Here is a 17,917-nt window from a genome sequence, read left to right as displayed (position 1 = left end):
TCTACTCGCCACTGCCCCCATAGTTCAATGGATAGAACACCAGCCTTCTAAGCTGGATATAGAGGTTCGATTCCTCTTGGGGGTATTGGCGAGCAGATAAGCCAATCAACTTACCTTATAGTTTCAGCCCAAGGCTGATCCGCCAAAAGCGGACAATAAATAGAACACCAGCCTTCTACCTGCCCGCCAAAACTACGCTTGACATTGCAGGCGGGAACTGGATATAGAGGTTCAATTCCTCTTGGGGGTATGAAAATAGAATATAAAAAGCGAGCCCCGAGCCCGCTTTTTATATTTATCTCTTTAATAAACTTATTTATTAAAAACTCTAGCAAAAATCCTTTTAACTGTTTCGACTTCCTGACATTTGAATAATAAGCTTAAAATAAAATAAATAGCAACTCCTACCAGGCCCGCAATTAAAGATTGTAAAAAGACGCCCAAAAAGGTTTGCATATTTACCAGTCCGCCCATGATGTTTTTAAATAATTGGATGAAAACGGCCATGGCCAGCGACATAATGATGATTTTAAGAAATGATCTGAAAATATTCTTTTGATCGAGTCCGCCCATTCTTTCTTTTAAAATTATAAAAAGCATAATCAAATTAATTGTCGAAGAAATCGACAATGCCAGAGCTAAACCGGCCGGACCCATTATTGGGCCTAAGATAAAACACAAAATTATATTTAAAATAAATCCGATAACCGCCGTTTTTACCGGTGTCCGCGTATCGTGCCTGGCGTAAAATGAACGGGCAAAAACCGGAATCAAGCTCTGAGCGAACAAAGACAAAGAAAAGAATCCGAGCGTTTGCGCGGTTAAAATCGTATTTTCCCAATTAAACCGGCCAGTGCCAAAGATTAAACGCACAATTTGCACTCGGAGCAAAATAAAAATAATAGTGGTCGGAATTATAAAATATAATACCCGACGGACGGTTTTTGAAAAATGATAAACAAATAATTCGTGATCGTTGTTAATGATGGCCTGGGAGAAAACAGGAAAAACCGAAGTGGCCAGTGAAGTACCGAAAATATTAATCGGAAAACTTATTAAATTAAAAGCTAAATTATAAATTGAAACCGTGCCAACCACCAATCCCGAAGCGATAAAGGTTGTGACAGTTTCGTTTAATTGGCTGATAGCTAAACCAAAACTCCGCGGCAGCATTAATAAGCCTATTTTTTTGACATTTGGTTCTCGATAATTGAAGCCTGGTCGCCAACGATAGCCAACTTTTAATAAGGCCGGTACTTGAATTAAAAAATGTAACACCGCGCCCAAAAGCACGCCCCAGGCTAAACCAATCGGACCTAAGCGCGGAGTAAAAATAACAATGCCAAAAATAATTCCTAGGTTATACATAATCGCCGATAAACTAAAGGCCAGAAATCGACGAAATGAGTTCAAGATGCTGCCGGCGACGTTGCTAATAGTAAAAAATAAAATACTAAACAGCATAATGCGCGTCAGGTTAGTCGTTAGCGCCCTGGTTTCCGGCGAAAATCCATGGACGAAAAGATTAACCAAAGTCGGCGCGGCAACAAAGAGTATAATGACGAAAACGAAAATTAAAACTAATAATATATTTAAAATTGAATTGGCTACTTTCCAGGCCTCTTCTTTGTCTTTATGCCAAATCGAAAGAAAAACTGGGATAAAGGCTGAAGACAAGGCGCCCAAAACCAACGTATTAAAGACTAAATCTGGCAAACGAAAAGCGGCGTAATAAGCGTCGAGAATTTGGCCGGCGCCAAAGGTTCCGGTCAATAAGCGATCACGAAGTAGTCCGATTAAACGGCTTAAAACAGAAAAGGTCGCGATGATTATCGCGCCACCAGCTACGGAACTAAATAATAAAATCTTAATTTTTTTGAGCATTAAATCTTGACAAATTCGTAAAAAATAGTACTATAATTAATATTCAACTAGAGGAGGATTACTTGACTCAATCCGAGTCCCCAAAAACGGGCGATGTCGAAGTGGTGTGCGCTACTTGTGGTGCACACGTAAACGGAGACTATTTCGATGACCGCCCCAATGGAGCGCGAGTGGCGATCCAACCCCATCCCGATGCCCTTAAAAAGGGCCTCGAACAGTGTACGGGTTTGGCTGGTCATGTCCGCCGCCGGTAGATCGTAGACCGCCCCGCGGCGGTCTTTTTTTAGAATATTTTTTCTTCTTCCTTGATCCGATATTGAATGGCTTCGGCTAAGTATTGTGGTAAAATTTTTTCTTCGCCGGCCAAATCTGCAATGGTGCGCGCCACTTTTAAAATACGATGATAAGTACGGGCAGACAAGTGATATTCGTCAACGGCCCGACGTAATAAATCCTGGCCAGTCGCATCAACTGGACAAAATGTTTTTAATTGCTGGGCTGACATTTCGGCGTTAGTTAAAATCTTAAGTCCTTCAAATCTTTTTAACTGCCTTTCCCTCGCCACCTGCACTCGAGTCCTGATATTTTTAGACGGCTCAGCCGCTTCTTCACTCGATAATTTTTCGAATTTTATTCTTGGCACTTCAACGTGCAAATCGATTCTATCTAAAAGCGGGCCGGAAATTTTCTTGCGATAGCGCATTATTTGAATTGGACTACATGTGCAGTCTTTTTCGGGATCGCCAAAATAACCGCACGGGCAAGGATTCTGCGAGGCAACCAGGGTAAATTTAGCCGGATAAGTAATGTGGCCTTTGGCGCGCGAAAAGGTCGTTCGCTAATATAGGGTTGATTTTCTTTTAATAATCCACCGATGCTATAAATTTTCGTCACTTCCAAGACTTCTTGCTCCGTCATAATCGGCAAAATTGACGGTAAGGCGCGAGCTAAAAAAGTTTTTCCCGAACCAGGCGGCCCGCTCATCAACACTGTGGGGACAACACACCACCATAAGGTTGAGACGGAGAACCACAAACATAACCGCCCAACCTATTATATTGATTTGAAAGAACTTCTGTCAAATTCGTTGGCCCCTCTTGAGCCTGAGTTAAAGGAATATATCCTGTTATTATAACCTTCTTTTTAATAGAGTCAACGGTTATTTTGTTTATAAGATACGTTAAGAACCTGCGCCTCTCTTCAAGAGAGAAGTCTTTTATTTTCCCTTGGGCCACTTCGCAGAAATATTCAACATCTTGAATAAGTAATGGCCTATCAACCCTCTGAGTTAGCTGAAGACTTAGATCTGCTATTCTTTTATCTAGGTTCTCTTCTTGCTTCTCATAATTTCTTATTTTCTCTAAAATTGATTCTTTGTTAATGCCACTGTCGGCATATAAGTCAAATAGATTATCTTTTTTGGCCTTGACCTTGTTCTTTTCTTGACGTAATGATTCTATCTCTGTATTTAAAGACCCCGCGTTCTTTTTAATCTTTTCTGTCTTATCTAATATATATTTAACCAATATGCGAGGATCCATTATCGCCCTAGTAACAGACTCCCAAACGGCGGGGTCTAATTTATCGACACCAATCATTTTAGCATTACATTTCTTTGGTAATGGAAATGTCCGGTGCCTATTATTACACCGATAAAATCTATGGCCATGGCTTAATTCTCCTCCCACGGGCGAATCACAGATAGCGCATTTCAATAATCCACCCAATAAATAATGATTGCCTCCAGATACAAAGGCCCTATGATTTTTTGCCAATAACACCTGTACTGCATTAAATTTTGATTTTTCAATTATCGGAGAAACGGCAATCGGAATCCAGTCTTTTTTATCTCTCATTTTTCTACCAGTTTTAACTATCTTTCTATATTTTTGTTTTACCGTGCTTGTTTCAATGGCATAAGATTTATTAAAATAAGTGGTGCCAATATAAGTCTCGTTTCTTAAAATTCTATGTAAAGTGCTAGTACGCCAATGTCTCCCTTTCTTGGGCTTAACATTTCTATTTGTTAATGCTTTGGCCACTTCTCTGACGCTGCCAAATTGTAGATATAAATCAAAAACTAGATTAATAATCTCAGCCTCTGACTTATTTATTATATAATATCCGTCTTTCTCCTTCGTTTTTTTGATATATTCAAATCCCAATGGCGACAAGCTCCCAACCACCACCCCTCTTCTTGCTTTATAAAGCTTCCCCCTTCTTGTCCGTTCTAAAATCTTCGCCTTCTCAAACTCTGACGCAGCTCCCAATATTTGAAATAAAAATCTGCCTTCGGGAGTGTCGGCTATTGGTTTGTCATAGAAATAGACCTCAATACCCTTTCTTTCCAACTCTTGAACTATAATCCCTTGATTAGAGAGATTCCTGGATAATCTATCGTTGCAATAAAAATAAACTCGTTCAAAAATTCCTTGGGAGGCCTCGGTTCTTAGCCTATCCAATTCTGGTCGATCCAGGGTCTCGCCACTCCAACCGTTGTCTACATACTCTCTAACAATATAGACTCCTTGTTTATTACAAATTCTTCTTAACTCGTCTACCTGGGATTCAATTGTTTTTTGCTCTTGTTGGTGCTCTGTAGAAACCCGAGCATAAATAGCTACTTTCATATAATTTTTTATAAACAAATTAAAGGGGCGGCCATGGTTGACCCAAATCCGCTTTCCCTAAGGATTGCCTCATTGGCATAGCCGCCCCCTTGAGGGCAACAGGGCAATAAAAATCTTAGGGATGTTTTGGGACATGGGTCAACGTTATTATTATAACACCCTGGTATATCCAGTCAAGTTTATACCATTCGGTGATAGCGTGCCTTTAGATAGGTCAAATCATGGCATTTTCGGCATAATAGGGCGTTTTTCATTGGTGGTTTATATAGCGTGGCCACTCGCTTTTTACAGGATGGGCATACAAACCAAATCCTTTCATTTCCAAAATGGCAGGGCGTAGTCGTTATATCAATTCTCTGCCCCAGGGCATCAATTTTTGCTTGCAGTTTAACCTTTTTTAACTCTGACTTAATGCTTCTTACCAGTTCGTTAATGTTTAATTTTTGACAATGCTCAATTAAAGTTTTCATAAAAATGTTCCCAAATCAATTGGCCTTAATGATTTCTTTGGGAGAAGGATTAATCTCGTCTGTATTAATAACTTGCTGGTTCTGGGCGATGTAGGCATTATCGGCGCTTACCTTCACGTTTAGTTTGGGCTGCTTCAGACTTTTAAGTAGGGTTAGACTTGTTTCAAATTGTCGATTAGCTAGTTCTATACCTTTCTGGATTTCTTTAATTATTTTTATTTGGGATTCTTTGAATATAAATTTGTCTAGCTCTGGTTCAATAATCCTATTAAGGAATGTCTCGTATCGCATACTTTTCCAGTAGGCTGTAACGATTTTATCTACCAACATAAACTCCGAGGCGGCCTTGCATCGATGTTCTTCTATTAAACCCCGTCTCATTTTTATAAGTCCTGGTCCACACCTTTTATCACCGACAATACTCTGAAGTAGAATTCCGTTATCAAATCCGTGAATTATTGCAAGCTCCATGCTCAATTTTTCTTTCCTATCTTCTTGTTCCTTTGATCTTTGCCTCGTTTTTCGTAATCCATCGTATTCCTTCAGTCGTTGTTCCTCACTGGTATGTGGGTCTGAAAAAAACTTTTTCAAATTATCAATTTCTGTTGGCGTAAGCTCTTTTTTAACTACAGGCTTGGTGCCTTCTTCGATTTTACTTAATTCGTTATCTTGTTGATTCGTCATATTTTAATTATTATTACCTGTTATTTACCTGATACCAGGTGAGAATCAGGGTCAATAAGCCGTCGACAAGCTTCTTGAGACGATTGGTTGAGCCACTCTAAATTCGCTTCAGGCACGAAATTCAAAAGGACATTCGGCATAACCCCTCCTCCAGAGATGAACTCTTTACCTTCGACCCTTGCTTGCTTGGGTTCTCTCATCCAGCGACATTTATCCTGTTTATTGCCTGTTCTCAGGTGAAGTTCCAGGTCCAAGGGACATAGATTCTGAGAGCATCTATTGAAATAAGGACACTTTTTAAGATTTTCAATGATTTGTTGTTCTGTATACATAGGGGTAAATTTACTTTATTTATTAATTAATTTAGTAAATCTACCCCTGTGTCTGCGACCTTTGGCTCTCTTATGTTCTTACATTCTCCACTTAAAAACCACTTAAATTTCTCTTTTAGTGTTATGACATATTCCGGGCGGCCAATACCCATAACTTCATTCTTCAAATCAACCAACCCCAGTATTTTAAACGCCTCCATTTCTTTAAGGGCCGTAACCCTAGAGCAGTTAATTCTATCCATAGCTTCATCGGTCGTTAGTTGTCCGTTATTGTCCAACAGGGCATTAAACAACTGGACCCTTGATGATATGGCAGAATCAAGTGCCACTTCCAGGGCTACCGCAACATCTCTTTCGTCAATTTGTTCTCTACCGCAAACCAAGGCGTGTCCGCGAGCCAAGTTATAAAGACACTGGTTAATCCGGTCTGGTTTTTCAATTATTGGAATTTGATGGTCAAAATTTTCATCATCTCTTAAATTGCTTTTCTCCCAAACTTTAATCGTCCCTCTTAATTTAGCTAATAATTTTGCTATTTTGCCAATCATCTTTTTTAATTCTTGAGAGTCATTGCCCTTATTCCAATCAACCCCGTCAGAATATTTATGCCAAAGAGTTCTAATAAAATGTCCCGTTTTTTCTCGGCAGACTGTTTCTTTTTCTTTACAAGAGTTGTGAGTTAGCTGCTGGGCCAGAGTATCGTCGTCCTTTTCTTTCGTTTCCATATTTAAAAAGAAAAGCCGAGAACCGAAGCTGCTCATTGCCTTCCACACTTTAGGAGAAATTGGAGTAGAGGCGGCTAAAAACATAAACACATAATCTCCGCAATATCCTCTCTGACCGTGGATACCGCTGTCAGTTTGCAACCCCTCGCCGTCAAATACTCTGGTTAGGGTACTTAAATTCTTTTGTAAGTCTTCTTCTCCTGCACCAAAAATTGGAGCCAAATCACGAACAATTAGAAGTTTATAACGTATTTTGGGCAGAAGATCAATTTTCTTTAAGTCTTCCCTTTTAACATTGCTAGCATGGGAGACAAAAGAAGCGGGAGTAAAATTATCTGTTGCATAAACCAATTCTTCAACCTCAGTAAAAAAGTTTAAAGTTATGGTTTTCCCCGAGCTTGGTACATCGACATAAACCATCCCGAAGGGATTGCTTATGTCTTTGATTAATAATTGAGCAATAACGCTTAGACCCACTTCTGCGGGGAAAAACAACTCAGGAAAGTTGGCTTGTATAGTTTTTCGCCATTCGTCAATTCCTACCGATTGACCTTTAAATTCTATTGGCAAAACCCTCTCAACGACATCCCTCTCAACCTCCTGAACCGTTTTCTCAACTTCCTGAATTTTTTGTTCAAGCGCTTGTTCGCTTGGCATTTTAATATTCATAATTGTCCTCTTAATAGAAACCGCACCGCCTCCTTAAATGGGAGATTGTGCAATTTCATTACCAAATTAATAACATTTCCACCGACTCCGCAGCCGAAACAATAAAAAGAATTAGTTAAAGCATATAAATAAAAGGAGGGGTGATTTTCCTTGTGAAACGGGCAAAGAGAAAGATAGTTTTCTCCGAGTTGTCTGGCTTGATTTAAAGAAGGAATAGCTACGTCAATTATTGATGTTTGCAGGGCCTGATAAATATCTTCGTCATTGATTCTATGGTTCTTCTCGCCCTTAAAAGCTTTGCCCTCCGAAATGGCCGCCCTTAGCCCAGCTATTTTTTTTTCAATCTCTATTAACCGCGAAACCTGGCTACATTTAACCCACTCTCTCCAAAAATACAGAGATATACCAGATATTTGACTTCTAATTAAAGTTAAGTTTTCTTGGATCGTGCTTAAAATCTCCTGCTCTTCTTTTTCAAAGCCTTTGATGATTTCTCTAATAATTTCTTTTGCTTCTGGAAACACCCCCACCCATTGTCTTTCTGAATACCTTATTGACGATTTCTGCCATTCTTTCTCTAAATTAGAAAGATATAAATTGTTCAAGGTTTCCGCATATTTCATATTCATAATTTTTATATGTTATTCTTTATTATTTAAATATTGTTTTATAGTCTCTTCTGGCAAGATCATCTCTATGGCCTTAGATAATAAACAATCCGCTCCCTCTTTCGGAGAATTATAAATTATCTCAATTTCGATGTCGTTCTTTTTGTTGTTTGACTGTTTTAGATTCATCGGGGTGAAAAATTAATTATTCGGTAAACTACTATAAATTCTCGATTTAATTTCTTTTAAACAATTAAAAAAGGCCATCGGCTCTACTAAGAGTTGATGGGCCCAATATTTTTGAATCAATTCGTCTAATTTTTCATCTTTTTTAATCGAAAAGATAACCTTAGACGATATTTGTCTGCTAATGGTTTCTATTTGATAACCAAAATAACAGAGAGTGGTGCAAATTGTTAAATCTGAACTTTCAAAAAAATCATTTTGTTTTGATATTTCTCGCTTCATAAATTCTAATTTTTATAACTTTTAATTTTTCAAAATACAACATTATTATAATTATAAAGTAATTAATAATTAACATAAAAACGCCGCTCAAAGCGACGTTTTAATATCGAATCTTTTGCTTTATTTAAGCCATTTTCTCTCTATATTTCTCATCTCTTAATGATTTTGAATGATTTGGGCAACATCCTTTTTGGTCTTTTCTTCGTTTCACAAACAATACCTTACAATACCCACATCTCTCCAGTCCAGCTCGTTCTTGTATTATGAAACCATAAAGTAGGTTTATAAGATATGGGAATTCATCGGTTATCAAGGGAATGTTGGTTTTGGGTTCTTTAATTATACATTTAAGGGGAAGGAAACAATCATTCTTGATAAAAATTTTTTCTTCATTAAGGGCGAATAATAATCTTGCATATTTATTATACCAATGCCAATAATGCTTACTTTTTAAGGCTGGCTCTTTTATTTTGTAAGGAAATTTTTTATCTTCTAATAATAATTTGTAAAAATTTTTAAAAAATAAATAATTTTTAATTAAAACATCGAAATAAGTCTCTAGTCCATCTTGATAGTTAAATAAGTTTTGGTAGTTAATAAAGCAAACACTATATTGTTCTATAAAATTTTTAATTTTATTTAAATTCCTTCCTTCTTTTTGATCGTTTTTGTTATATTCTAAATCAAGTTTTAAAAAATCATCTAATAACATTCTTTTTGTAAAATAATGCTTGCTATAAATTGCTTGCCAATAGATTCTTTGAGTTGAGCTTCTTCCTAAATAAAATACTCCCGGTTTATTTATTTTTTTGTCTGAAAAGATGATGTTTGTTTTGTAGTTAAAATATTCAAAGTTATTCCTCAATATTTTTAGGTTTAAGTCTTTTTGGTATGTAGTAGAGGTTATCCAGTTAACTAATTTATCACGATGCTTTTTAATCGTCGGTTTTTTAATCGATAAATTTTTTTTAAAACAACGCAAAATTTTCTCATTAATTTTGCGTGTTGGATCAGTGCATAAGCTATTGTGACTTTCTATAAATTTTCTATCGTGGACATCCATATTCATTGTTATTTTAATTTTAGGGTCCAATTTGGACCTTGTTTATTATATTTTATAGCATTTTTTACATTTGTCAAGCTAAACGAAGCCGAAAATTTACACAATTTATTCACTGGGCTACCCTTTTTATTTCTTTATGTTATTATAAAATCAACAATTAAGTTGCCTAAACCCATGGAATCTCTGTGGGCATGGCAATAAAGCCACGTGTATACTGACTGAACCCGTCGTTCAGGCTCCATACACGTGGTCTATATCCGAAAGGGTATAGGAGGCGCAAGTCTCGCTTGGCGGCGGGTTTTGTATTTTCGCCAGCAAATTTAACAAAAAAATTAAGCAACAAAATCTATGAAAAAACAATTTACAATCATTTTAACTTCCCTATTCATTTTAAGTTTATTTGCAATTCCACATGGTTTTGTTTATGCAGATTGTGCTTATAACGAAAACTTACCACCTCAAATCACAGACGTAACTCCTACTGAAATAAGACTTGGATATAGCGTGCCAGATAGGTACAAGGCGGGGGCACCAGACTTAATAATCAATGGAAATAATCTTCTTCCCCCTTGCGGCAGTCATGCCCTAGAACTTGATGGCCAGGGCACTGGCAATATTGAGGAGTGGTCTAATTCACAGATAAAAGTTCCCAATGAGTTGCTCTATCGGGCACTTGGGGCGAATTCTTTTATGACGTCAGGGAGCTATGAAATCAAGAACATTAAACTTATTTATTATTACGGCGAGGAAAATAGATGGGTTTATTTAAACAAAGATGTATCCATTAGGCTTTTGCCAGTATGTTATTATGATCTTTGGACTTGCAGTGATTTTGGACCCTGCGAACAAAATGGTACAAAAAATAGAACCTGCACACAAACATTTGATTGTCCGACAGTTAACACTGGCCCAGCAGTCGAAACCACTCAATCTTGTAATTATGTTCCGCCGTGCACATCCGACACGTGGTCTTGTGGCGACTGGAGCACCTGTGCCTCTTATGGTTCGCAGTCCAGAACCTGCAGTAAAACTTTTGATTGTCCGACAGCCTATACGTCCTCACCATCAACCTCACAAAGCTGTACGCCACCACGGCAAGAATCCACATGCAATGCTGATACTTGGTCTTGCGGTAATTGGGGCGCTTGTTCACCCCAAGGAATTCAAACAAGAAGTTGCAATAAAGTATTTGATTGTTCTTCCGCTGAAACGGCATCTCCTGCAACCTCGCAATATTGTGTAGCGCCAAATCAGCCTGCACTACAGTCACCAACAGAAAACTTAGGAATAGTTAATCAAAATTTAATAATAAAATCCACGGTTAAACTCATTTGTCCCGTTGATAAAACAATGGCGAGCCAGGGTTCGGGAACGATAATTGATTCAAAGGGGACGATACTAACCAATAAGCATGTAATTGACGGAACGCTGGGTTGCTTGGTTTGTTTTGTAGATAACTACAACAATGAGCCATATTGTGGCGACAGACAGATCGCTGATATTTATAAAGTTTCAAGCGATATCGATGTTGCACTTTTAAAATTAAGAAATCAAGGCAACAAGAGTTTAACATTTGTAAGCATTATACAGGGTAACAGTGATAGTCTTCGTTTAGGCGATACCTTGACAACCTATGGTTATCCCGCAAAGTTCGGAACAAAGATAAACTATACAAGCGGTGCTTTCAGCGGTGTTGATGGTAATTATTTAAAAACACAAGCCATTCTTGATTCTGGTAATTCGGGGGGCGGCGCTTATCTTAAAAATGGTACTTTCGTCGGCATACCCTCAAAGGTTTTTCTGGGAAATTTTACCAATATGGGAGGAATTTTATCAATCAATAAAATTAATAGTTGGCTTAACAATTCTCCAATGGCTTACGATAACGGAGGTTCTAATAATTATTCGAGAGTGTCCTCAATTTTAGACAATATTGACTTAACTACGCTCGGCTCTTTAAGTTTATTTATAGCAGATAGCAGTAAAACATCTTCAAATGTCGGCGATTTAATTAACGGAACTCTGGCCAGAGTAAAGGGCACTGCCGGTGTTTATTTAATTTATAACAATCAAAAACGCCCCATTAAAAGCGCTACGGTGTTCTTAGGTAGAGGATATAAGTGGAAAGACGTTGTAGACGTTGATGTGGCTACATTAAGTGCTTATCCTACGGGTCCAGATCTAACAATATCAGAACAAATAAACACAACCCCAGACAGTCAGACATTTAATATAAAAGCAACTGTTCCCGGTTTGAGGGTTAGAAGTCTTCCGAGTTTAAGCGGTAAAATTATCACATCAATTTTAAATAAAAAAATCTATTCAGTGATTGATCAGCAAAATGGTTGGTATAAGATATATTATGTCGCCAATAAAGCAGGGTGGGTGATGAGTCAGTATGCTAAAATAGTTAAATAGATGCTTGTTTAACGGACTTGTTTAAAAACATTGCTCAAAAACCTATTGAGGATGGTTTAAATAGTGGTGGAAGATTACCTCTTAAATAATTGTTTATGAAAAAATACTTTCTCATTTTTGTAACTTTAATTTTAATTTTAGGTTTTGCTTTTTATTGGTATGAATATAAACCAAGACAGATAAGGTCAGTATGTTTAGCTGAAGCAGAATTTAACCAAACGGCAATTCTTAAAATTGATGACATGGAAGCGCTACGGTTTATAGATGCTTATTATAAAACTTGCCTTCATAGGTTTGGTTTAAAAGAATAAAATATATGAAAAAAAATTACTGGAAAATTATGTTGGTGATTGGCATTTTGCTAATTAGTCTCTCTATTTTTTATTATTTTGTTATTTTTTTGCCACAAAGGGAACAAACTAGAGCAGAAAAAGAACAACAAAAACAATCAGAAATTCCACAAGAAAACGAAATTACCAGAAAAGACGAGCTACAACTCGAGGGGTTTATAGATGACTATTTTTATAGAAGAAAAATAAAAGATTCACTCTTTTTTGATGATTTTGATGCTTATGGGTCAGTCATTGCAAAAAGCATTGTAATCTACGTTTATCCAAAAAGCAATTTATCACAATCAAGGCTTAACGATATAAAAGAAATAGTAGAAGAGGGGTTACATTCAACCTTATTAAATTTTTCTGATTTTGGATGGGCAGAAGAATATAACTTTGACATAGTCATTAGATAGAGATAATTTATGGAAAACAAAAATAATAAAAATTTTGTTGGTTGGATTATTTTTGTTATTGCTCTAATAATTGGAAGTTATGTCTTTTTTGAATTAAAAATAGAGCCTAAAATTCAAGCTAATAATTTTCGTAAACGCTTATGCACTGATCTTTATTGTGAATATGAACCAACAGACAAATCCTGGGGTTATTTTTTAGGATATACTGATGCTGGCGTTATGATGGGAATTAAATATTTTCCCAATAAAGAAGAATGCATTGATTATTGTTTTCGTGCAAGAAGGGTAATTTACGAAAGATAATTTTATGAAAAATTTTATTATTTTTATGCTCGTTATTGCATTGGGTGTCTCTTTTTATTTTTTGTTTTTCAATAAAGAGCTTGTTAAGACGGGAAAGGAAATAACAAATTCCCCCAGTTCCGATATAATTTCACCGAGTCAAGAATTAAAAACATCTTTTGATGAATCTGCGCAACATTCTGCAATGGCAGACATAGCTGAACTCTCATGTTTTCCAACTATTAGATATAACTGTGATATGGATGGATGTAAACCCGACGCTCCAGCAACATATTATTTTGTAGATTATGGTACCGAAAGCGGAACATATTTTAGATGTGATGCCAAAGGATGTGACCCTTATCCAGTCAAGGTAAATCTGTCAGGAGAATTTACACAATTTGTTCCATCGCAAGGTCAAGCGATGTTGTTTAAGGTTGCCACTGGAGACATTCTAGGTAATAAGGGAGAATTTGTTGACGTCGCAACACTAGGTACAATGACTTTAGTATCATTTGGAAAATGTGAAATCTCAAAATAAAATATAAAAATATGGTAGGAAATAAACTAATAGTAGAAATTGAATAAATTTTTATGATCACATTTTTAGTCTTATTATCCATAGTGTCCATCGGTCTTTTCATTTGGTTTATCTTAGAGGTTGTTAAATTAAGAAAAGGACTTGATTCGTTAAATAAAAAATTATTTCCCCAAGAAAACCCCGATATTCTTAATAAAATTTATGAAGATGTCAGAGAATATCTTATAAGCAGCAACAACGTCTCGGCCTCAATTTTTCAAATAAGAAATGAAGTTGGGCAATTAAGAAGAATAGCTGATGGTGAAGGATTTGTTGATTTGACTGATAAAGAATTATTACCAAAAGCACGCGAGGCTGTGATTAAAGCTGGTAGGGCTTCGGCTTCGCTTATCCAGCGCCGACTACGCGTTGGTTATGCCAGAGCAGCCGCGCTTTTGGATTTTTTAGAGGCAGAGGGTACGATTGGCCCAGGCGATGGCGCCGAACCAAGAGAGATTATAACTAAAGAAGTAATTAAAATTTTATAACCCCATGATTTATCCTCGCAAAGAATTAAGGTTTAAGGGGAAGCCAGCCTTAGCAAAGGACTTATGGAAACATAAGGAATTTGGAGCAGACAAGAAAAACTTAGTGGTTCCGCTGGGAGTAAGGGTCGGCAAGAGATTCTCGCTTTCTAATCTATTGTGGATGGTAACCAATAAGAAATATCTATTTTTAGACCTCAAAGACCTTCCACATTTAATAATAGGCGGAAACGTTAATTCTCCCACCAACGAATATACTAACGCTATTATGGTTAGTTTGATAAAGAAATTCACCCCCAAAGAACTTCAGTTTGTGATTGCCGATTCGTCTTATATTGATTATGCTTTTTTCTCAGAGTCTTCATACTTAAAGGGGCCGTTTTTGAGAAATGCCGAAGAATTACTTAAGGCCACCGATGAAACAGTAAAAGAATTAGATAGAAGATATGATATTTTGCGAGAAGCGAGAATGCGTACTGCTGATAAATATAATAATGAAAAATCTTTTGAAATGCCCCACTTATTCTTAATTATAGATGAGATGGCAAAATTTATGTTAGAGGATGCGAAAACGGCAAAAGCAATAGAGAAAAACTTAATTAGAATACTTCAGCTGGGCAGGTGCGTTAATATTCGGTTAATTATCAATGCCTGGTATTTTAAAGAAGAGGTTTTACCTATTCTTCTTCGGGTAAATTTTACAACTAAAATTTGCTTTGCTACTATTAGTAAAGAAGACACAGAGTTTATCTTTGATTATGGAGGAGCAGAAAAACTGGAGTTAGGATACGAAGCCCTGTTGACCAACCCTTATATTGGCGAAAAAGGACCTATTAAGTTTCGGGTGGCCCTTGTTAGCGATGAAGATATATATAAGATTGCTCATCAGACCCAATAATTTTGAGATATTTTTAATAAAATTAAATAATATATTTTATGATTACCTTGCTTGTTCTTGTATCTTTAATATCCCTCGGGCTTTTCGTTTGGCTTATTTTAGAGATTGCTAAATTAAGAAAGGGGATTGAGCTATTAAATAAAAAAATATTTTCTTTTGATAAAACTGGAGATTTTAGTGATTTAACTGACGATGAATTGTTGCCAGATGCACGCGAGGCTGTGATTAAAGCTGGTAGGGCTTCGGCATCACTTATCCAGCGTCGACTACGCGTTGGATATGCTAGGGCAGCCCATCTTTTGGATCTCTTGGAGGCAGAGGGTATCGTCGGTCCAGCCAACGGCTCTGTCCCCAGGGAGGTTTTAGTCAAGGATTGATTCTCACTTTTTTTCGTTACTCAATGAGGAACGACCCTATTTTTTTAAAAAATATAGGGCGTGCAGCATGGCGGGGTAGGTAATAAATAAAGTAAATCCGCCCCTGTGTAGTGACGTGGTTATTTTGACATAGTTTTTCTAATAACCATTTTTTGCATAAAAGTTCAGAAAAACATTGTGAAGCAAGCATTATTCAGTGTTTCTCGTAGTCGTTTTGACCAGTTTTATCCATGAACCACTTTTTATATAAATATTTATGAAAGAATTTATAAAAATCCACAAAACGCTAGTTGTAGAATAGAGAATGGTGGTCGCACAAGCCTTATTTTATGACATTAAACAAAAGAGCGCTATAATCTAATTGGAGTAGCGAGAGTTGGTGTTTATCGGCTTTTCGCTGATAACAGTGTTGTAATAAGTCCGCCATCCGCCTTTGTGCGGTGGATTTGCCCAGAGATGGGTGAAAGGTGCGGTTAAAAGCAACGGTGGCTTACGGGCACACCAAGAGCCGCGTTTGCGGGAGCGAACAAAGAGTAGAACAAACGACGAAATTTTGTTTCTCTTTCAGTAGCTTGCTACTCCGACAAAAAGACTCCCGTTTTTTGGGAGTCTTTGCCTCTAAATAATAGTGATAAAAATTAACAAAAAGCTTGTTGAATTGCAAACAATGATCTATTCTTTACTATATGAATCTATTACGTATTCTAAATAAACGAGATGTATTTCTTGGTGTTTTGGGAGGTATTTTAGCTTTCTTACTAACAGGATTCTTATATTTTACTGTTAGAATCATCTATAAACCCTTTATTGATTTTATAGCCGGGGGCGCCCCTCTCAGTCTTTTTATTTATCTCTTCCTTTATTCTCCTATAACAGAAGAGTTATTAAAATATTTTGGGTTCAAATTTTTTTCAGGCAAATCAAATAAAGTTAAATGGGTTGGACAGATTTTAATAGTTTCTATAGTTTTTACTATTTTAGAGCACTTAATGTATTGTTTAGCTGGTGGTGCTCAATTTACCCCATTAAGATTCTTAAGTTTAGTGCATCCTGCAGCCTCTATAATTCTAATATACTTTATCCTGCTTAATAAGCCCTTCTTGGGCTTTTTGTTTTCAATATTATTTCACGGAGCATATAATTTTATTCCCAACCTATTCTCTCCCAACTGGGTTAATGGCCTCAGCCATTTTGGACAAAGCGTCTTTACTATAGGCATTATTGTATTTTTATTTGTTATACCTTTAATCATAATTATTGTCCTATTTAAAAGATCAAGCTCTTTGCTTTTAAACAAAACAACTTCTAACCTGATTACATAATGGATCTTGAGGGGTGAAAAAGCGAACTGAATTCTCTAAGTATGTCGTGGCGTTAGCACAACCAGGTTTTGGAGTGACTCTCGGCATTGGTTGAGTGGTCCAAGCTAAAATAAAACACCATATTCTCTTTTAAAATAGTGTTTTGCCCTCTTTGTCCAAATTGAGTCAGATCAATATTAACCATTATTAACCCTTCGTACCTAAAAAGAGCCCCTTATCAGGGCTCTTTTTCTCAAATAGTAGCAATAATAATCTCTATGTTATTAAATATAATTTTATTTTGTAGAATAGCACGCATCTTTAATTTGCTTATAACCATTATCACAAACCCAGTCGTGACCATCATAAGTATAATGAGCATGTGATGGTAAAATTATTACTTCACAAGGAGCAACACCACTCCTCTTATATCCCCAATTGCACTCCTGATTATCAGATGTTGGTGTAGTTTGACCAACTTGAATTAATTGACAATAGTTCCCTATTTGTTTATAACCATTATCACAAACCCAGTCATCCCCCGAATAAACGAAATGAGCGTTAGAAGGAACCACAACTTTATCACATTGACCATTAACACGGTTTTTCTTATAACCCCAAGAGCAAGCTTGGGAAGCAGAATTAGTGCCAATGCCTGAGTCACCAGTTCCAGAAATAGGAGTGGTCAAATTTTGAGTTGCAATAATCACACACGCAGTTTTTATTGAATTAACCTGATATCCTGAATCGCACTGACATTTTGTTGGATCAACGGTTGAGATGTGTGAATTGAGCGGACAATCGTATGATTTTACCGAATAACTTGGCGATTGATATACGCAACTTGAACCATTAAATTTGTAGCCTGCCATGCACTCACATTTTTTTGATATGCTGTTATATTGAGACATCAACCCCAACTGAGTGGAACAATACAAACTAGCACTTATGCATTGACCAGAAGGCCCTATGATATACCCTGAGTTGCATTTACAGCTTTTACTTAAAGAGTCATAGCTTGAACCATAACCAGTTTGGGCATAACACACGCTATTTGCCGACACACAACTCCCGCCACTAACAAGGTACCCGTAGCTACACTTACAAGAACCAATGCCATCATAGTATGAATTCGATGGACAAGATGGTGTAGACGGAGCAGTATAGGATGTTGATGGATAACCGTAACTATTTCCAGATGAAGTCTTATAATAATTATTTAAATAAGTACCTGCATTGCCCCCAGTAATTTTCCCTGTATTGGGGTTATAGTTCCCTGGATAACCATAGTTATT

General features: G+C 36.8%; 20 protein-coding genes, 1 tRNA gene and 2 pseudogenes. 10 read left to right on the top strand and 13 right to left on the bottom strand.

Features of this window, described 5'->3' with window-relative positions; genetic code table 11:
• Positions 1–13 precede the first annotated feature (13 nt).
• Positions 14–85: transfer RNA gene (locus PHV78_01770), tRNA-Arg, on the top strand.
• A gap of 227 nt (positions 86–312) precedes the next feature.
• Here PHV78_01770 and murJ read toward each other — a convergent pair.
• The 12 genes and pseudogenes from murJ to PHV78_01710 form a co-directional block, all read right to left on the bottom strand.
• Positions 313–1,884: a murein biosynthesis integral membrane protein MurJ gene (murJ, locus tag PHV78_01765; protein MDD5395958.1), complete on the bottom strand. Its 1,572-nt coding sequence runs from the start codon at positions 1,882–1,884 to the stop codon at positions 313–315.
• A gap of 283 nt (positions 1,885–2,167) precedes the next feature.
• Positions 2,168–2,527, bottom strand: coding sequence for an ATP-binding protein (locus PHV78_01760; protein MDD5395957.1), 360 nt, complete (start codon positions 2,525–2,527; stop codon positions 2,168–2,170).
• Positions 2,516–2,704, bottom strand: a pseudogene (locus tag PHV78_01755) (ATP-binding protein). The gene PHV78_01760 and the pseudogene PHV78_01755 overlap by 12 nt, the downstream one beginning before the upstream one ends.
• Positions 2,705–2,867: 163 nt before the next feature.
• Positions 2,868–4,514: a recombinase family protein gene (locus PHV78_01750; GenBank protein ID MDD5395956.1), complete on the bottom strand. Its 1,647-nt coding sequence runs from the start codon at positions 4,512–4,514 to the stop codon at positions 2,868–2,870.
• Positions 4,515–4,693: 179 nt separating this feature from the next.
• A complete protein-coding gene (locus tag PHV78_01745) occupies positions 4,694–4,984 on the bottom strand; it encodes a hypothetical protein (protein ID MDD5395955.1) in 291 nt (96 codons plus the stop codon).
• A gap of 15 nt (positions 4,985–4,999) precedes the next feature.
• Positions 5,000–5,668 (bottom strand): hypothetical protein, encoded by a 669-nt coding sequence (locus PHV78_01740; GenBank protein ID MDD5395954.1) that lies wholly within the window; start codon positions 5,666–5,668, stop codon positions 5,000–5,002.
• A gap of 20 nt (positions 5,669–5,688) precedes the next feature.
• On the bottom strand, positions 5,689–6,000 hold the full coding sequence (locus tag PHV78_01735) for a hypothetical protein (protein ID MDD5395953.1): 312 nt from the start codon (positions 5,998–6,000) through the stop codon (positions 5,689–5,691).
• Between the two features lie 26 nt (positions 6,001–6,026).
• On the bottom strand, positions 6,027–7,394 hold the full coding sequence (locus PHV78_01730; GenBank protein ID MDD5395952.1) for a hypothetical protein: 1,368 nt from the start codon (positions 7,392–7,394) through the stop codon (positions 6,027–6,029).
• On the bottom strand, positions 7,391–8,023 hold the full coding sequence (locus PHV78_01725) for a CHC2 zinc finger domain-containing protein (protein ID MDD5395951.1): 633 nt from the start codon (positions 8,021–8,023) through the stop codon (positions 7,391–7,393). The genes PHV78_01730 and PHV78_01725 overlap by 4 nt, the downstream gene beginning before the upstream one ends.
• Before the next feature lie 12 nt (positions 8,024–8,035).
• Positions 8,036–8,191, bottom strand: a complete 156-nt coding sequence (locus PHV78_01720; GenBank protein MDD5395950.1) for a hypothetical protein — start codon at positions 8,189–8,191, stop codon at positions 8,036–8,038.
• A gap of 12 nt (positions 8,192–8,203) precedes the next feature.
• Positions 8,204–8,470 carry a DUF5659 domain-containing protein gene (locus PHV78_01715; GenBank protein ID MDD5395949.1) on the bottom strand — a complete coding sequence of 89 codons (267 nt, stop codon included), beginning with the start codon at positions 8,468–8,470 and terminating at the stop codon, positions 8,204–8,206.
• Positions 8,471–8,594: 124 nt separating this feature from the next.
• Complete coding sequence (locus PHV78_01710) at positions 8,595–9,539, bottom strand: hypothetical protein (GenBank protein MDD5395948.1); 945 nt, start codon at positions 9,537–9,539, stop codon at positions 8,595–8,597.
• 342 nt (positions 9,540–9,881) lie between these two features.
• Here PHV78_01710 and PHV78_01705 point away from each other — a divergent pair, with 342 nt between their 5' ends.
• The 9 genes and pseudogenes from PHV78_01705 (at position 9,882) to PHV78_01665 (ending at position 16,643) form a co-directional block, all read left to right on the top strand.
• Positions 9,882–11,951: a trypsin-like peptidase domain-containing protein gene (locus PHV78_01705; protein MDD5395947.1), complete on the top strand. Its 2,070-nt coding sequence runs from the start codon at positions 9,882–9,884 to the stop codon at positions 11,949–11,951.
• Positions 11,952–12,046: 95 nt separating this feature from the next.
• Positions 12,047–12,262: a hypothetical protein gene (locus tag PHV78_01700; GenBank protein MDD5395946.1), complete on the top strand. Its 216-nt coding sequence runs from the start codon at positions 12,047–12,049 to the stop codon at positions 12,260–12,262.
• 5 nt (positions 12,263–12,267) lie between these two features.
• On the top strand, positions 12,268–12,699 hold the full coding sequence (locus tag PHV78_01695) for a hypothetical protein (protein MDD5395945.1): 432 nt from the start codon (positions 12,268–12,270) through the stop codon (positions 12,697–12,699).
• A gap of 9 nt (positions 12,700–12,708) precedes the next feature.
• Positions 12,709–13,002 carry a hypothetical protein gene (locus PHV78_01690; GenBank protein MDD5395944.1) on the top strand — a complete coding sequence of 98 codons (294 nt, stop codon included), beginning with the start codon at positions 12,709–12,711 and terminating at the stop codon, positions 13,000–13,002.
• Between the two features lie 4 nt (positions 13,003–13,006).
• The gene (locus PHV78_01685; GenBank protein ID MDD5395943.1) at positions 13,007–13,522 is read left to right on the top strand and encodes a hypothetical protein; all 516 of its coding nucleotides are present in this window, start codon (positions 13,007–13,009) and stop codon (positions 13,520–13,522) included.
• A gap of 53 nt (positions 13,523–13,575) precedes the next feature.
• A complete protein-coding gene (locus tag PHV78_01680) occupies positions 13,576–14,049 on the top strand; it encodes a DNA translocase FtsK (protein MDD5395942.1) in 474 nt (157 codons plus the stop codon).
• Positions 14,050–14,053: 4 nt separating this feature from the next.
• Positions 14,054–14,944, top strand: a complete 891-nt coding sequence (locus PHV78_01675; GenBank protein MDD5395941.1) for an FtsK/SpoIIIE domain-containing protein — start codon at positions 14,054–14,056, stop codon at positions 14,942–14,944.
• Positions 14,945–15,132: 188 nt separating this feature from the next.
• Positions 15,133–15,321, top strand: a pseudogene (locus tag PHV78_01670) (DNA translocase FtsK).
• 686 nt (positions 15,322–16,007) lie between these two features.
• Positions 16,008–16,643, top strand: a complete 636-nt coding sequence (locus PHV78_01665) for a hypothetical protein (GenBank protein ID MDD5395940.1) — start codon at positions 16,008–16,010, stop codon at positions 16,641–16,643.
• 275 nt (positions 16,644–16,918) lie between these two features.
• Here the strand turns inward: PHV78_01665 and PHV78_01660 are convergent, their stop codons facing one another.
• The gene (locus tag PHV78_01660; GenBank protein MDD5395939.1) at positions 16,919–17,494 is read right to left on the bottom strand and encodes a hypothetical protein; all 576 of its coding nucleotides are present in this window, start codon (positions 17,492–17,494) and stop codon (positions 16,919–16,921) included.
• Between the last annotated feature and the right edge of the window lie 423 nt (positions 17,495–17,917).

It is taken from the genome of Patescibacteria group bacterium, from assembly GCA_028715115.1.
GTDB lineage: Bacteria > Patescibacteriota > Patescibacteriia > UBA2591 > UBA4787 > JAQUSN01.
Note: the sequence above shows the minus strand (reverse complement) of the source record. Positions and strands in the feature narration are given on the sequence as shown.

Coding starts and splice junctions, on each gene's coding strand:
- murJ (MDD5395958.1), bottom strand. CDS start 1,884: ATGCTCAAAAAAATTAAGATTTTATTATTTAGTTCCGTAGCTGGTGGC.
- PHV78_01750 (MDD5395956.1), bottom strand. CDS start 4,514: ATGAAAGTAGCTATTTATGCTCGGGTTTCTACAGAGCACCAACAAGAG.
- PHV78_01745 (MDD5395955.1), bottom strand. CDS start 4,984: ATGAAAACTTTAATTGAGCATTGTCAAAAATTAAACATTAACGAACTG.
- PHV78_01740 (MDD5395954.1), bottom strand. CDS start 5,668: ATGACGAATCAACAAGATAACGAATTAAGTAAAATCGAAGAAGGCACC.
- PHV78_01735 (MDD5395953.1), bottom strand. CDS start 6,000: ATGTATACAGAACAACAAATCATTGAAAATCTTAAAAAGTGTCCTTAT.
- PHV78_01730 (MDD5395952.1), bottom strand. CDS start 7,394: ATGAATATTAAAATGCCAAGCGAACAAGCGCTTGAACAAAAAATTCAG.
- PHV78_01725 (MDD5395951.1), bottom strand. CDS start 8,023: ATGAATATGAAATATGCGGAAACCTTGAACAATTTATATCTTTCTAAT.
- PHV78_01720 (MDD5395950.1), bottom strand. CDS start 8,191: ATGAATCTAAAACAGTCAAACAACAAAAAGAACGACATCGAAATTGAG.
- PHV78_01715 (MDD5395949.1), bottom strand. CDS start 8,470: ATGAAGCGAGAAATATCAAAACAAAATGATTTTTTTGAAAGTTCAGAT.
- PHV78_01710 (MDD5395948.1), bottom strand. CDS start 9,539: ATGAATATGGATGTCCACGATAGAAAATTTATAGAAAGTCACAATAGC.
- PHV78_01705 (MDD5395947.1), top strand. CDS start 9,882: ATGAAAAAACAATTTACAATCATTTTAACTTCCCTATTCATTTTAAGT.
- PHV78_01700 (MDD5395946.1), top strand. CDS start 12,047: ATGAAAAAATACTTTCTCATTTTTGTAACTTTAATTTTAATTTTAGGT.
- PHV78_01695 (MDD5395945.1), top strand. CDS start 12,268: ATGAAAAAAAATTACTGGAAAATTATGTTGGTGATTGGCATTTTGCTA.
- PHV78_01690 (MDD5395944.1), top strand. CDS start 12,709: ATGGAAAACAAAAATAATAAAAATTTTGTTGGTTGGATTATTTTTGTT.
- PHV78_01685 (MDD5395943.1), top strand. CDS start 13,007: ATGAAAAATTTTATTATTTTTATGCTCGTTATTGCATTGGGTGTCTCT.
- PHV78_01680 (MDD5395942.1), top strand. CDS start 13,576: ATGATCACATTTTTAGTCTTATTATCCATAGTGTCCATCGGTCTTTTC.
- PHV78_01675 (MDD5395941.1), top strand. CDS start 14,054: ATGATTTATCCTCGCAAAGAATTAAGGTTTAAGGGGAAGCCAGCCTTA.
- PHV78_01665 (MDD5395940.1), top strand. CDS start 16,008: ATGAATCTATTACGTATTCTAAATAAACGAGATGTATTTCTTGGTGTT.
- PHV78_01660 (MDD5395939.1), bottom strand. CDS start 17,494: ATGGCAGGCTACAAATTTAATGGTTCAAGTTGCGTATATCAATCGCCA.